Origin of the sequence: Chelativorans sp. YIM 93263 (genome assembly GCF_028767125.1) — a bacterium.
Taxonomy (GTDB): domain Bacteria; phylum Pseudomonadota; class Alphaproteobacteria; order Rhizobiales; family Rhizobiaceae; genus Chelativorans.
The window spans coordinates 60,663-74,387 of record NZ_JAKCWP010000004.1 but is presented as its reverse complement, the minus strand read 5'-3'; the positions used below and the strand labels follow the sequence as shown (position 1 = coordinate 74,387).

Sequence of the window (13,725 nt, the reverse complement as noted above, 5' to 3'; positions counted from 1 at the left end):
CCTCGGGCAATCTCAATCTGCCCTGTCCGGGATCGGCGATCCAGAATCATCCCACGGGGATGGGGAACGGCTTGGCGAAATGGCAGGCCACGGCCTGGCCATCGCCTTTCGTCTCGAGCGGGGGGCGCTCCTTGCGGCAGATGTCCTGCGCGATGGGGCAGCGGGTATGAAAGCTGCACCCGGGGGGCACTCTGCGCGGGCTGGGAACGTCGCCTTGCAGCACAATCCGGCCATTGCCCCGGCTGACCTTGGCTTCAGGAGCCGCCGAAAGCAGGGCCTGGGTGTAGGGATGCTGGGGCGCGGTATAGATCGAGCGCTTGGTGCCCATCTCCACGATCCGGCCCAGATACATCACGGCAACGCGGTCGGCCATGTGCCGAACGACCGCCAGATCGTGGGCAATGAACAGGAACGAGAACTGCTTTTCGCGCTGGAGGTCCTGCATCAGGTTGATCACCTGCGCCTGGATCGACACATCGAGCGCAGAGACCGGCTCGTCCGCCACGATAAAGCTCGGGTCAACCGAAATGGCACGGGCAATACAGATGCGCTGGCGTTGCCCGCCCGAGAACTGGCGCGGGCGGCGGTCCATCACCGCTGTTGGCAAACCGACCTGGGTGAGCATCTCTGCCACGCGGTCACGCTGCTGGGCGCGGTTCTTGACCAGCCCGAACACTTCGAGGGGCTCGGAGATGATCTGCGCGACGGTGCGCCGGGGGCTGAGCGAGCCATAGGGATCCTGGAAGACCATTTGGGCGCGCTGGCGGAACTTGCGCATTTGGCTGCGCGTCAGCCCTGTAATTTCCTCGCCTTCGAGAAACACCTTGCCGCTCGACGGCTCGATCAGCCGCAGCAGCAGGCGTCCAAGGGTGGACTTGCCGCACCCGGACTCTCCCACCACAGCGAGCGTTTCGCCATGCGCAATCTCGAGGGAAACACCGTCGACCGCACGCACGCCCGTCTCAGACTGGGCCTGGAACAGCCCGGCGCGGTCCGAAAACAGTTTGCCCAAATCGTCTGCGCGAACTACCGGGCCCGTCATACTTTTTCCTTCTCAGTGCTCTGGGCCGAATTTCCGGCCTCCTGGGCAACCCAGCAGGCGACCCTGTGGCGCTCCCGGATGGTCTCCATGGGCGGCATCTGTTCGGCGCAAACCGGTTTGCGCACTTCGCAACGTTCGTAAAAGGGGCAGCCCTTCTTGATGGTGCCGGGCGCCGGGACCGAACCGGGGATCTGGTAAAGCCGCTCGCGTGTGTCTGACAGCGAGGGCACCGCGGCTAGAAGGCCCTTGGTGTAGGGGTGCTGGGGATGGGAGAACAGCGAGGAGATCTCGGCATCCTCCACGATATGGCCCGCATACATGACCACAACCCGGTCGCACACATCGGCGACCACCCCGAGGTCGTGCGAGATCAGCAGCACAGCGGTGTTGAACTTGTTGCGCAACTGGCGCATCAGGTCCAGCACCTGGGCCTGGATGGTCACGTCCAGCGCCGTGGTCGGCTCATCGGCAATCAAGAGCTTGGGGTCGCAGGCCAGAGCCATAGCGATCATCACGCGTTGACGCATGCCGCCGGAGAACTCGTGCGGGTAGGAATTGAGCCGCTCTTCGGGATCGGGAATGCCCACGAGGGTCAACAACTCGACGGCACGGGCTCGACGATCTGCCTTCTTCATGGACGGGTTGTGCAGCATAAGCGCTTCGGAGATCTGCGCTTCGACTTTCATCACCGGATTGAGCGAACTCATCGGCTCCTGGAAGATCATTGCAATGTCGCGCCCCCGGATCGTGGGGAGCTCGGACTTGTGCAACTGGCCCAAGTCGCGATCCTCGAACCAAATCTTTCCGCTGGTGACGCGAGCCGGAGGCTCGGGCAGCAGGCGCAGGATCGAGAGCGAGGTAATCGACTTGCCCGACCCGGACTCCCCGACCAGACCAACTGCCTCGCCTGCACCCAACTCGATATTGACGTGGTTGAGCACATGGATGGCATTGTTGGCAGGCCCGAACTCGACGCACAGGTCTTCGATCTTAAGCAAATTTTTCATCAGTTGATCTCGGGATCGAGAATATCGCGCATGCTGTCGCCAATAATGCTGATCGCCATGACCACGATGGTGATCACCAGGCCGGCAGACAGGATCGGCCACGAGGTCGCGAAAATGTTGGACAGGCCTTCACGGATGATGTTGCCCCAGCTTGCCGCCGGGGGCTGCGTGCCGATGCCCAGAAAGCTGAGCGTGGCTTCAAGCCGGATCGAGGACGCGGTCCAGAGCGTGAGCAGCACGACGACGGGTGCCGCGATATTGGGAACGACGTGGCGGATGATGATCAGCGGCGTGCGCACGCCAGCGGCGACCGCAGCTTCCACGTAAGGTTCCTCCTTGACCGAGAGTGTGGACGCACGGGCCACACGGGCAAAGCCAGGAGTGAAGGCGACGGTGAGCACCACGACCACGTTCCAGAACCCGCCGCCCAGGGCCGCGGCGATCAGGATCGCCAGCAACAGCTCGGGAAAGGCCATGAGCATATCGATAAGCCGGGTGACGACCCGGTCGATGATACCGCCGAAATACCCGGCCAGCACACCCAGGGTCGTCCCGATCAGGGCCGCAAAGACCGGCGAGAGAAAGCCGATGATCAACGAGTTGCGCGAGCCATAGATCAGACGCGAGAGCACATCGCGGCCGAACTGGTCGGTGCCCAGCCAATGGGCTGCGCTGGGCAGGGCGTTTACTGAAAGAAAGCTCTGAGCCAGCGGGTCATAGGGTGCCAGAACTGGCGCGAAAATCGCAATGAACGCAAAGATCAGCACCACGACGGCTGAGATCAGCCCTGCCGGTTTGAGCAGGATCGCCTTGACCAGGTTGCCCACAGCACTTGGTTCTTTGGGCAGCTCGATTTTTTCAACTGCACTCATCACTTCACCTTGATGCGCGGATCAACCACGACGTAAACAATTTCCATAAGCAGATTTACAATGACCACTGCTGCGGCGAACACGATCACCCCAGCTTGAATGACCGGATAGTCGCGCTCGGAAATGGCATCGATCAGCAACCGGCCGATACCCGGGCGGTTGAAGACCAACTCGACGGCCACCGAACCCGAAAGGGTCGTCAGCACCGAGAGGCCTAGGCCAGTCGAAAGCGGCAGAAGGGCATTGCGCAGGCCGTGCCGGTAGATCACCCGAGGCTCGCGGGCCCCTTTTGCGCGTGCCGTGCGGACATAGTCGCGCCCCATGACCTCGAGCAGCGACGTGCGCGAGAGCCGACCGAGAAAGGCGATCTTGAGCATCGCCAGGGTCACCGCCGGCAGGACGATATGATGGAGCCGATCGGTGAATTCCACGCCCGCCCCGGTGATGGGAAACCAGCCCAGGTTCAGCGCGAAAATGATCAGCAGCATGGCGCCGAGATAGAAATCGGGCACGGCATAGCCGATGAGCGAAAAGACACGAAAGCCGTTGTCGGGAGCCTTGTTGCGGTTGATTGCCGCCCAGACGCCGAGCGGAATCCCGCCGGAAATGCCGATGATCATCGCGGCGATCGTGAGTTCGATCGTATAGGGAATATTGCGCAAAATCAGGTCGCCGACCGGCACACCCTTCATCAAGGATGTGCCGAAATCGAGCGTTACCACGTCCCGCAGGAAGTGGAGATACTGAAGCCAGATCGGATCGTTGAGACCGAACCGTTCGCGGAACAGCGCAATGGTTTCCGGCCGTGCGTTCTCACCGAGAACCGCAATGGCCGGATCGCCCGGAAGAATGCGCATGGCGATGAAAACCAACGTAAGAACGAGAAAGATCGTTGGTATCGAGTCCAATGCTCTGACGAAGATATATCTCGCCATGCGACGCTCCTTTTAGGACTTGGTTGCCTTGTGGAAACGCCAGCGAGCGTAGCCACCGTCTACTTCGTATCCGAGATCCACACGGGCGCTGCGCACCGCGGTGAACCCGAGGGTCATCACACCGAGCACGGGCAGGTCGTCCTGCACCTTGCGTTCGATTTCACGGCCGATCGATACGTACTCATCAAAGCTCGTCGCGACTTGCATCTGAGCGAGCTCGTCGTCAACACCGGGAATGGCCACGCCATAGTGGGAATAGTTGCCCCCACCGGTTCCGTCTGCCTTCACTTCGGCCCCGCTCGAGAGATACCGACTCATGTAGTCGAGCGGCACGGGCGGATAGCTGGCAGCATGGAGAGCCAGGGTGTTCTGGTCTTCACGGTTTGCCCCATGATAGGCCGAGTGGTCCATCACATTGAGTTGCATGTCGATACCTGCAGGACGCATGAGTTCCTGCACGATCAGCATTGTCGAGCGATAGTCCTCGCGCTGGCTGACGTTGGCCTCGAAGCTGATGCCGTCGGCAAAGCCGGCGTCTGCCAGCATCTGGCGGGCCGTATCGGGGTTGTAGTCGTAGCGCAGCTCTTCAGGCAGCTCCTCGCGCGCCCAACCTGTCGGGTAGTGCGGCGGGGAGAGCGTGACCGTGGGCATACCCATCGGGGCAAGAGCGTTGGCGACCGCAGCAGAATCGATTGCGGTGGCGATAGCCTTGCGAACCATCGGGTTGTCGAACGGCTCCTGGTTGAGGTTGATATGCAGGGTCATGAACGACCCCGGATTGGTCATATCCACACGCAGATCAGGATCGCGCTGACGGATCTGGTCGATCCAGCCCGGCGCACGGACCGCTTCGATGATGTCGATTTCGCCAGCGATCAGAGCCAGCGTCCGGGCCGTGGTGTCGGCAATATAGGCAACTTCGACGTTGCTGATATTGGCCGGACCATCCCAGTAATCATCGTGACGAGTCAAACGGGTGCCGTTCGAGCTGTCAAAGGAGTCCAGGACATAAGGACCGGTACCGATCGAGTCGGTGTTGAAGCTGTCGCCCTTTTCCTCTTCGGCCTTCTTGGAGACAATCGATGCCCCGTTCTGGAAAATCGTTGATCCCAGAAACAACGGATCCGGCCCCCGCAGCCGGAACGTGACTTCGTATTGACCTGTGGCTTCAACGCTCTCGATGTTGCCGAAAACGGCGGTATTGACGCCATCGAAGCGCGCGCGATCGAAGCTGTGGACGACGTCCTCGGAGGTCATCTCACCATAGCCCTTGTGGAACTGCACGCCTTCGCGGAGCTGGAACGTCCAGGTCAGCCCGTCCTCAGAGGTTTCCCAGCTCGTCGCAAGCGTGGGCACATACTCGTCGTCGGCAGCAGCGAACAGTCCGTCGGGCGGCCGTACCAGTTGCTCGAACATCTGTTCGGTCGTCCAGTTGTCGGCACCTTGTGTCGTCTGGTTGGGATCGGCCGAGCGGGGTCCGCCTGCTGCAACAGCGAGGCGAATAACGTCATCCGCATTCTGTGCACGGACAAGTCCAGGCAGGAACACGGTACTGGCCATGCCGGCAGCACCGGTCTTGAGCAAAGTTCTTCTTGATATCCGCATAAAGGTCTCCTCCCATGTTGCTGGTCTTGCTAGATCAACCGCCGATCGAGCTCGGCAGTATTCACCTCCAACCCGAGACCTGGACGGTCATCGAGCCTGAAACATCCGTTTTTGGGTTTCGGTGGGGCGGTGAAGGCTATGTCCATCCTGCCGGACGGGTCTGCGTACTCGGCAGGCTTGGTAAAGTGCATGATCGTGGCGAGCACATGCAGGTTGGCCATGTGACCCACAATCGGCTGCGTCTGGTGGGGTACCAGCTCGACACCATGCGCCTGGCACAATGCAGCGCATTTCATCAGGCCGGTAATCCCGCCCATCTTGATGATATCGGGCTGAACCATCCGGACCCCGGCCCGGATCAGATCCAGGACCGCCTGAGTGGTGTAGGACTGCTCCCCGGCGGAAACCGTGATGTCGAGCCTTTGCGCGACCTCGCCCATTCCGTGAATGTCATAGTGCTGAACGGGCTCTTCAAACCAGAGGTACCCCAAATCCTCGAGCACCCGACCCACCCGCATGGCGCCACCGACGCTGTAGAGGTTATTGGCATCGAACCCGAGCGGAAAATCGTCTCCGACGAGTTTGCGCACCGCCTTTGCCTTGGCAATATCGCCCGCAAGATCGGCGTCCTGGGTGGTCCGATCCCCATCCCAGCGAATTTTGATGGCCGCAGGCTTTTCAGCCATCAAGCGCTTTTCGACAGCGCGCACGGTCTCATCGACGGTGCGGCCATGATTGCCGCCGATCGATGAATAGAACGGGATCTGCGTCCGCCAAGCTCCGCCCAGCAGCTTGTAGACCGGAAGGCCCAGCGCTTTGCCCTTGATGTCCCAAAGCGCAATATCCACTGCCGCCAGCGCGCCGGTGACCGCACCCTCTGGGCCCAGCTTGACGCATTTGTGGAGCAACTGGTCATAAAGAACGCTGGTATCATGAGCATCCTTGCCCAAAAGCTCAGGAGCGATGTCGCGATCGACGATGCCCAGCGAGTGCTCGCCGCCCAGGATTGGCGACGCTTCGCCGTATCCCACGAGATCACCCGACTTGATCCGGACCAAGGCTGTGTAGCGGCTGGATGGATCGCTTGGGTTCCACCGCAGGCGCAATGTTTCAATGCTGTCGATCGGAAGACGTGTCATTGGCTGGCTTTCTCTGGCATGAGCGTTTCAAAGGCGCTCCGAACGGTCTGGGGAATGGGCACGGGCCGCCGGGTTGCGCGATCTACGAACACATGGGTAAAACCGCCCTCTACCGCCGCTGTGTCGTCCTGGTTTGCAAACACACCCAGCTTGTAGGTGACTGAACTGGTGCCGATCCTGTCAACGGACAGACCGACTTCAACCGTGTCGGTGAACAGGACCGGGGCAAAGAACTGCGCGCCACTTTCGACCACAAGGGCTGCATGGGCGCTGCCCTCTGCTGCCACAGCATCAAGCCGGTGCAGGACGGTCAGCACGGCAGTGTCAAACCAGGCGTAGAATTCGGCATTGTTCACGTGGCCGAAGACATCGATATCGTTCCATCTCGGCGTGATCGTAACGAATGTGTCAAAGGCCGAACGCGAGCTCGGACTACGACGGGCCATGGACCACGCACATGTTTGGCGTCGTCACATTCATTGGCGATCTCCTCCCTCTCCCCTCAGAAACCTAGCGCATGGTGCATCCGGATGTAATGAAAAATAAATCAATCCTTGGGCAACCATTTCATGATGTGTTTGGCCACCGCGACGGTCCGGTCGTGCTGATTTGTGACAGTGATTGCGGCGGTCGAGCGATGCCGCTCGACATCAAGACTTTCAACGGTGTAACGAACGGTGACCGTGTCGCCGAACCGCACAGGTTCGACGAATTTGATGCCGTCGTAGCCCAGCGATACGGGCGTAGACTGGTCGCCGCGCTGACGCACGAGAGCGATCAGCGCCGTGCCGGCGGCCGACATGAACCCCACCAGCAGCGCCCCGTGGGCAATCCGCTCACCGAAGGCCGACTTTTCCATCAAGGCCTGGTTGACATGCGCCTCGTAAAAATCGCCCGACAGTCCCGCGAACTGGTAGACATCGAATTCGCTGACGGTCTTGGCGACAGTGATTGTATCGTCTGGCTTGACTTGCATCAGTTGAGCCCCTTGCTGGTCATCCTGCGATCAGGTTGGTGCGAATGTGACGGGCGACAATCTCGGTGCCATCGGCGACCAGATATTCCTCGCTCTTGAAATAATGCCGGCCATTGCTCTCGAACACGTCCAGGATCTGCGCTGCCGTCTGGATCCGGCGTCCAGCTTTGAGCGGCGCGCAGTTGCGTGTTTCCACTTCGGTGAACACCGGCGCGAGCGGGAATTTGTAGCTGGTCAGGACATCGCGCATGGTCAGCCGGACCATGCATGCCGAATGGGCCAATCCATCATCGTAGATTGCCTCGGTGTTGCCCATGGCGGTGCGGGAGTCCGCTATATCCTGGGCAGTCAGTACGCGGTCTTCTGTGCCGAACTCGAGCCCGTGGGCAAGGTCTTCCACCCGCAGCTCGGGCTTTGGCGTGGCAAAGGGATGGAATGCCAATGCCTCGACAGCGGGTACCGAAGGCGGCGAATCCGCAAGGGCCATCCAGCCCACGAGAACCTGCTCGCCCTCCGCATTGGTGATGGTGACATCGACCTTGGGGCCGCCTTCGAATGTCCCGGCAGGTGTCGCCTTAACGACAAGCTCATCGCCATCATACACCGGGCGACGGAACCGGGCCGCAATGGCACCCCGTGCCAGCCACTCGACGCCCCAGGCGCGGGTCGCCAGCCGTGTTGCATAGTCATAAACGAAGGCCCCCGGGATCAACGCGGCGCGGAAACCTTGGGCGCGCGCGACCGAATCCTCGTGCACGCTGCCCTTGTAGCCGGGGTTGTCGTCCAGAACGGCCGTGACGGCATAGTCGTGTTCGAGCGCAGTCATGCTCAAGCCTCCTTGTTGGGCGCATCGGCAATGGTGCGCGAGCGGACCATGGCGTCGATCCGTTCGGAGTCGAACCCGAGAACTTCGCCCAGAAGGTGGGCATTGTCGGCGCCGAACGCAGGGGCAGAGCGCCGATAGTCCCCCGGCGCGCGCTCGAGATGGAACGGCAAGCCCGGATGGGGATGGGTTCCGGCAACCGGATGGGTGATCTCGGCGTAAAATCCGCGCGCCCTGAGATAGTCCGAATGTGCCAGATCATGAGGCGTGTTCACCGGTGCGGCGATGACGCCTGCCGACTGCAGTTTTGCGGCCAGCTCATGTTTGTCGAACGCGCCCGTCCAATCGGCGATGATGCGCTCGAGTGCGTCCTCATTGGCTTTGCGCGATCCAACGTCCGCAAACCGGGGGTCCCCGGCCAGTTCGGCCTGCCCCATTTCGGCGCAGAGTGCTTGCCACTGCGCGTCGGTTTGTGCGGCAATGACGACCCATTCATCCTCGCCCTGTGCCGGGAAGGCATTGTGTGGCGCTGCATGGGCAACGCGGTTGCCATCAGGCTTTGTATCTTTGCCCTCTACCGCGGCATGGAGAATCTCCGGGCCGATGAACTGCATTGCCGCCTCGACCTGGGAAACCTCGATATGCTGGCCCAGTCCGGTCTTGCGCCGATGATAAAGCGCGGTCGCGATGGCCGCAGCCGCATTGAAGCCGCCGATGGGATCGAGATAGGACGGTCCGGTCACGGTCGGCTTGCCGTCGTGATAGGCGATGGCCGCGGACATCCCGGCTGCCATTTCCATTGTCGGCCCCAGGGCCGCATAGGACGAATGGGGTCCCTCGAGCCCAAAGGCCGGCATTTCGGCGACGATGATTTCGGGCTTGTGCTTGGACAGGCTCTCATAGTCGAGCGCCAGCCGCCGCAACATGCCGGGCCGGAAATTGCAGATCAGCACATCGCTTTGCAGCACCAGGTCCCGAACGGTTTCAACACCACCTTCGGCCTTGAGATCGATGGCGAGCGAGCGCTTGTTCACATTCTGGGAATTGAACAGAAACACCCGGTCCCATCGCCGCTCGCCGGGATCGAAATCAGGGTAATTGACGGGCGATGGGGCGCCCTTGTTCGTGCGCCAGGTGTTGGTGCGTGTGGGCGATTCGATATGGGTTACGTCAGCGCCAAAGTGCGCCAGAATGCGGCCAGCCATGGGACCGGCCCACGCCGTCGTCAGTTCAACGACGCGGATGTTTTCGAAAGGTAGCATTGTTCACTCTGTGACTTCATTGACGCGCGAGCGCGGCATTCGCGAAAGACGAAAGGGCGCCCCCAAACGCGGGAGCCCTTGGGCATCGGGTCCATCCCAATACTGGCGCGCAGCCAGATGCGGATTTTCGAGCAACTCGCTGGGACGATAGGCACACGCGGAAATGACCTGGGCCTCCTGAAGACGCGAGACGACGTCTTCAGCATCTTCGTCGCGTACATGGTCCTGGATGATGTCGAACATTTCCGCCCAGTTCTTCACCCGGTCGGCGACCTGTGCAAAACGCGGATCATCGATCAGCTGAGACAGACCAAGCGCCTTGCACATGGCCGCAAAGCGATGGGGATAGATCCAGATGCACACCCAGGTGCCCTCGCAAAGGACCTGCCCGGCCGGAATATCCTGATCGCCGCGGCGGCGGTTGGTGCCGTTGTAGAAATATTGAAGCACATAGGGAAAGCACATGGCCGCTGCGGTTTCGGCAACATCGACACTCGCCTTCTGGCCCTGCCCGTCGTCTTCCCTGGTGAACAGCCCTACCATCGCGGTGATATAAGCGGCCACCCCGCCCGCATAGGAGGCGCGGTTGCCCACGCCATAGAGCGGCTCCCTGCCCGGCTCGCCATTGTTGGACATCATCCCCGAAAGCGCCTGATGCACCATCTCGTTGGCCTGCCAGCCAGCATAGGGACCATCCGCACCAAAGGCAGATACCTCGACGCAAACGCACCGGTCACCGGCCAGTTTGGCAATCTCGTCCTTGAACCCCTGAGGCACGATGGCGACATCGGCTCCGGCAACCAGATCGGCCAGTTCCGCCTTTGACTTGGGCAGATCAACCACCCGCTTGCCGGTGTTGAGATGATGAAACGCCAAGGAGCGCCTGTCCTTGTCAAAGGGGGGCACATGACGCACGGACGCGCCGTTTTCGGGTTCGGCCAGCGTAACTTGCGCACCAAAATCCAGAAACAAGCGGCTGCAATAATTGCCAGCGATCGATCCGCTCAGGTCGACCACATGCAGCGAACTGAATGGTGAAGACATCTATTCCTCCTGCAGGCAGCCTATTGGCTTATGCATCCGGATGCAATAGGGTGAATTTGGCTTTTCTGGCATAATTTGTTGACAAGGCGGGATCGCGGTGGCTTGAGAATAGGCGTGGCAGTTACCGGAGGGGTCGCCAAGCGTATGGAAAAGAAACCGCTGACTTCGCGTCAGCTGGCCAGGATGATTGGCGTCAGCCAATCGACGATATCGCGCACCTTTTCAAAACAGGACAGCGTATCGCCCGAAACACGCCGCAAAGTCATAGAAGCGGCACAGCAATTGGGCTATCGCCCCAACGCCATCGCCCGTATCCTTTCAAAGCACACCTCTGACATCGTCGGCGTTGTGACGGCCGATATCCACAGCCCCTTGTATCTGGACCTGCTCGACAAGCTATCCTCGCGGATGCAGGCGATCGGACTTCATCCGCTGTTGTTCAACCTGCCCGCCGGGGCCGATGGGTCCGACCAGCTCGATGTGCTGCGCCAGTACAATGTCCGTCACGTGGTGGTGATTTCGGGCCGTATTTCCAATGCCGCGGTCGCCAAATGGGCCGAAGACGGGCGGTCGGTTATCCTGGTGAACAGGGCCAAGACCGAAGGCCAGGTCGCCAATGTCCATTCGGACAATTTCGGCAGCTCCCGAACGGTCGCAGACCATTTTCATTCGCTTGGCCTGAACCGGGTGGCGTTTGTCGGCGGCCCCACGGGCACGCCGACGAGCATGGAGCGCGAGGCGGCCTATACGCAAAGGTTGGCGGAACTGGGCATGACGCTGACGGCTGTGGGCGGCGGGCTGGAATATTCCCACGAGGCCGGTGTGCTGTCCGCTAAACAGGTCATGGACAGCGCGCCCGAGGCCATTTTCTTTGCCAATGACCGACTCGCAATCGGCGGCCTTTTCGCGCTGCGGTACGAGCTTGGACTCAAAGTGCCGGGCGATGTTTCGGTCGTGGGCTTTGACGATATCGATATGGCCGCATGGACGGGCGTGGAACTGACGACGGTTCGTCAGGACGTGCCCAAGATGGTCAATGCGACCATGGCGATTCTCGAGTCGGCCATGAACCGGGACGAGGGCGCTTACGACCACGTTCAGGTCAAATGCCAGCTTGTGATTCGCAAAACCACCGGTCCTGCAATCCCCTCGAAATAATCTCGCCTTGCCTCCCGACTTTTCAGCCACACGTGCCCCCTGCCCGCTCAACGCCGGCGCGCTGTTCGAGTTCGATCAGCGTGCCCAAAAAATCCTTGGGGTGCACGAACAGGACCGGCTGGCCGTGAGCACCAGTCTTCGGTTTGCCATCGCCCAGAACGCGCGCGCCCGTGGCGGCAAGCTGGGCTGCCGCTGCAGTGATGTCATCAACCTCAAAGCACATGTGATGCATGCCGCCGTCGGGATTGGCGGCAAGGAATTTGGTAATCGGTGAGGTCTCCCCCAAGGGCTCGAGCAATTCGATTTTGGTGTTGCCCGTATCGATGAACACCACGGTCACACCGTGTTCGGGAAATGCCTGGGGGGCGCTAACCAGTACACCCAGACGGTCGCGATATTGCGCTGCGGCTTGGACGAGATCGGGCACGGCGATGGCGATGTGATTGAGCTTGCCGATCATCGGTTGGTCCGCTTTTTTTCGATGCGGTCGAGCGCGGCGAACGCGGCGTCGAGCACATTGGTGCCCGGGCCGAAGATTTCGGCAACGCCCAGGGCAAACAGCTCGTCATAGTCAGACGCGGAATTCACCCCGCCTACGAACACGGCCACCTGATCGAGCCCACGCGCTTTGAGCGCATCGATCAACTCGGGCACCAGCGTCTTGTGCCCCGCGGCGAGCGAAGAGACCCCGACCGCATCGACCTTGAGGTTCTCGGCATGGGCGGCGACCTCGTGGGGGGGTGTCGAACAGCGCGCCCATATGGAATTCGAACCCGATATCGGCAAAGGCCGTAGCGATCACTTTGGCCCCCCGGTCGTGCCCATCCTGGCCCATCTTGGCGGTAAAGATCGCGGGCGGGCGTTTGTGGGCATCCGTAAACCGGGCGATCCTGTCCTGCATGGCGGAGTATTGGGGATCATCGGCATAATGGGCGCCATAAACGCCCGAGAGCACACGGGTAAAGGCTGCGTGGCGGCCGAACACATCTTCCATGGCCTGAGAAATCTCGCCCAGGTCGCCCGCGCGCGTGCCGCTTCGATGGCCGCCTCGAGCAGATTGCCTTCGTTCATCGCCGCATATTCGCGCAGCCCTGTGAGCGCAGCCTGGCATTTCCCAGCTCCGCCCCCAAAAGCAGTCGGGCAGGAATCCACCAAGCCTCAACCTCGGCGAACCGTCCGATTCCTAAAGCGACACAGACGAGCAAGCGATGAGGAAGGCAAAGGTGGCAGCCAGTCCGAGGGCGGAACGAACCGCATGCAAGCCGCCCCACTCTTCCACCAACATTCGGGACGCCGGACCTGCATCCTCGAGGTCGGTTTCGTGTAGCTTGTTGTTGATCGACATCATGGCGACAAGCGTCCATGGCCAATTGGCAATCATCAAGCTCCCACCCACCAGGAACGCAATCACCCCGGTTTGCCACCAGGCGAATCAGACCAAGAAGAAAGCCGATCACCGCGAGAGATGCCTGCATTGCAAAGCCGCGCTTATACGAGGGTTTCCATTCCGCGAGCTGCGACCTGTCATCAAGCATGAGCCGCGCAGGCTGCTCAGCGACATTGATGTAGATTGCAGCGCCCGAGAAGAACGCGGCTGTTATCAGAGCGAGAAGGCCAAAAATCATACTGTGCTCCGTTGCGCCGTCGTTGTCCGCTTTTGATCTTATCGCTCGAAAACCGACCGGCGGCAAACCACCCCATTCTGGACATCAGCAGCGGCATCGCGGACCGGCAGCTTCCAGGAGCTCGAGCGGGATGTCTGAACGAATGAAAGCCCTCGCCTGCTGCCGGGAAGCATGACGGTGAGGTGAACAAAATTTAGCGTGGCGTTCGACAACCTTTTGAAGATGGCGATCCCAGAT

General features: G+C 60.7%; 14 protein-coding genes and 1 pseudogene. 1 reads left to right on the top strand and 14 read right to left on the bottom strand.

The features are described 5' to 3' along the window. Positions 1–46 precede the first annotated feature (46 nt). The 11 genes from LY631_RS10080 to LY631_RS10030 all read right to left on the bottom strand — a co-directional run bounded on the left by LY631_RS10080 (position 47) and on the right by LY631_RS10030 (position 10,705). Positions 47–1,042 (bottom strand): ABC transporter ATP-binding protein, encoded by a 996-nt coding sequence (locus LY631_RS10080; RefSeq protein ID WP_274425174.1) that lies wholly within the window; start codon positions 1,040–1,042, stop codon positions 47–49. Beyond that, positions 1,039–2,049, bottom strand: coding sequence for an ABC transporter ATP-binding protein (locus LY631_RS10075; RefSeq protein ID WP_274425173.1), 1,011 nt, complete (start codon positions 2,047–2,049; stop codon positions 1,039–1,041). Before LY631_RS10075 ends, LY631_RS10080 begins: the two co-directional genes overlap by 4 nt. Further along, on the bottom strand, positions 2,049–2,921 hold the full coding sequence (locus tag LY631_RS10070; RefSeq protein ID WP_274425172.1) for an ABC transporter permease: 873 nt from the start codon (positions 2,919–2,921) through the stop codon (positions 2,049–2,051). Before LY631_RS10070 ends, LY631_RS10075 begins: the two co-directional genes overlap by 1 nt. Continuing rightward, positions 2,921–3,856, bottom strand: a complete 936-nt coding sequence (locus tag LY631_RS10065; protein ID WP_274425171.1) for an ABC transporter permease — start codon at positions 3,854–3,856, stop codon at positions 2,921–2,923. Before LY631_RS10065 ends, LY631_RS10070 begins: the two co-directional genes overlap by 1 nt. A gap of 12 nt (positions 3,857–3,868) precedes the next feature. Next, positions 3,869–5,461: an ABC transporter substrate-binding protein gene (locus LY631_RS10060; RefSeq protein ID WP_274425170.1), complete on the bottom strand. Its 1,593-nt coding sequence runs from the start codon at positions 5,459–5,461 to the stop codon at positions 3,869–3,871. A 29-nt stretch (positions 5,462–5,490) separates the two neighbouring features. Next, positions 5,491–6,600, bottom strand: coding sequence for a mandelate racemase/muconate lactonizing enzyme family protein (locus tag LY631_RS10055; protein ID WP_274425169.1), 1,110 nt, complete (start codon positions 6,598–6,600; stop codon positions 5,491–5,493). Next, positions 6,597–7,046, bottom strand: a complete 450-nt coding sequence (locus tag LY631_RS10050; protein WP_274425168.1) for an acyl-CoA thioesterase — start codon at positions 7,044–7,046, stop codon at positions 6,597–6,599. The genes LY631_RS10055 and LY631_RS10050 overlap by 4 nt, the downstream gene beginning before the upstream one ends. A gap of 101 nt (positions 7,047–7,147) precedes the next feature. Further along, positions 7,148–7,576: a MaoC/PaaZ C-terminal domain-containing protein gene (locus tag LY631_RS10045; RefSeq protein ID WP_274425167.1), complete on the bottom strand. Its 429-nt coding sequence runs from the start codon at positions 7,574–7,576 to the stop codon at positions 7,148–7,150. 19 nt (positions 7,577–7,595) lie between these two features. Then, positions 7,596–8,402, bottom strand: coding sequence for a MaoC family dehydratase (locus LY631_RS10040; RefSeq protein WP_274425166.1), 807 nt, complete (start codon positions 8,400–8,402; stop codon positions 7,596–7,598). A 2-nt stretch (positions 8,403–8,404) separates the two neighbouring features. Then, positions 8,405–9,661, bottom strand: coding sequence for a CaiB/BaiF CoA transferase family protein (locus LY631_RS10035; RefSeq protein ID WP_274425165.1), 1,257 nt, complete (start codon positions 9,659–9,661; stop codon positions 8,405–8,407). 3 nt (positions 9,662–9,664) lie between these two features. Continuing rightward, the gene (locus LY631_RS10030; RefSeq protein WP_274425163.1) at positions 9,665–10,705 is read right to left on the bottom strand and encodes a CoA transferase; all 1,041 of its coding nucleotides are present in this window, start codon (positions 10,703–10,705) and stop codon (positions 9,665–9,667) included. A 114-nt stretch (positions 10,706–10,819) separates the two neighbouring features. On the opposite strand from LY631_RS10030, the gene LY631_RS10025 reads away from it, so the two are divergent. Next, positions 10,820–11,863 carry a LacI family DNA-binding transcriptional regulator gene (locus tag LY631_RS10025; protein ID WP_274425162.1) on the top strand — a complete coding sequence of 348 codons (1,044 nt, stop codon included), beginning with the start codon at positions 10,820–10,822 and terminating at the stop codon, positions 11,861–11,863. Between the two features lie 22 nt (positions 11,864–11,885). On the opposite strand, the gene mce is transcribed toward LY631_RS10025, so the two are convergent. The 3 genes and pseudogenes from mce to LY631_RS10010 all read right to left on the bottom strand — a co-directional run bounded on the left by mce (position 11,886) and on the right by LY631_RS10010 (position 13,485). Continuing rightward, positions 11,886–12,323 (bottom strand): methylmalonyl-CoA epimerase, encoded by a 438-nt coding sequence (gene mce / locus LY631_RS10020; protein ID WP_274425161.1) that lies wholly within the window; start codon positions 12,321–12,323, stop codon positions 11,886–11,888. After that, complete coding sequence (locus tag LY631_RS10015) at positions 12,320–12,649, bottom strand: cobalamin-dependent protein (protein WP_274425160.1); 330 nt, start codon at positions 12,647–12,649, stop codon at positions 12,320–12,322. Before LY631_RS10015 ends, mce begins: the two co-directional genes overlap by 4 nt. Before the next feature lie 397 nt (positions 12,650–13,046). After that, positions 13,047–13,485, bottom strand: a pseudogene (locus tag LY631_RS10010) (DUF1772 domain-containing protein). Positions 13,486–13,725 lie beyond the last annotated feature (240 nt).

What these genes read in the sequence shown, in the direction of transcription:
- LY631_RS10080 (WP_274425174.1), bottom strand. Translation starts at nt 1,042, where the DNA reads ATGACGGGCCCGGTAGTTCGCGCAGACGATTTGGGCAAACTGTTTTCG.
- LY631_RS10075 (WP_274425173.1), bottom strand. Translation starts at nt 2,049, where the DNA reads ATGAAAAATTTGCTTAAGATCGAAGACCTGTGCGTCGAGTTCGGGCCT.
- LY631_RS10070 (WP_274425172.1), bottom strand. Translation starts at nt 2,921, where the DNA reads ATGAGTGCAGTTGAAAAAATCGAGCTGCCCAAAGAACCAAGTGCTGTG.
- LY631_RS10065 (WP_274425171.1), bottom strand. Translation starts at nt 3,856, where the DNA reads ATGGCGAGATATATCTTCGTCAGAGCATTGGACTCGATACCAACGATC.
- LY631_RS10060 (WP_274425170.1), bottom strand. Translation starts at nt 5,461, where the DNA reads ATGCGGATATCAAGAAGAACTTTGCTCAAGACCGGTGCTGCCGGCATG.
- LY631_RS10055 (WP_274425169.1), bottom strand. Translation starts at nt 6,600, where the DNA reads ATGACACGTCTTCCGATCGACAGCATTGAAACATTGCGCCTGCGGTGG.
- LY631_RS10050 (WP_274425168.1), bottom strand. Translation starts at nt 7,046, where the DNA reads ATGGCCCGTCGTAGTCCGAGCTCGCGTTCGGCCTTTGACACATTCGTT.
- LY631_RS10045 (WP_274425167.1), bottom strand. Translation starts at nt 7,576, where the DNA reads ATGCAAGTCAAGCCAGACGATACAATCACTGTCGCCAAGACCGTCAGC.
- LY631_RS10040 (WP_274425166.1), bottom strand. Translation starts at nt 8,402, where the DNA reads ATGACTGCGCTCGAACACGACTATGCCGTCACGGCCGTTCTGGACGAC.
- LY631_RS10035 (WP_274425165.1), bottom strand. Translation starts at nt 9,661, where the DNA reads ATGCTACCTTTCGAAAACATCCGCGTCGTTGAACTGACGACGGCGTGG.
- LY631_RS10030 (WP_274425163.1), bottom strand. Translation starts at nt 10,705, where the DNA reads ATGTCTTCACCATTCAGTTCGCTGCATGTGGTCGACCTGAGCGGATCG.
- mce (WP_274425161.1), bottom strand. Translation starts at nt 12,323, where the DNA reads ATGATCGGCAAGCTCAATCACATCGCCATCGCCGTGCCCGATCTCGTC.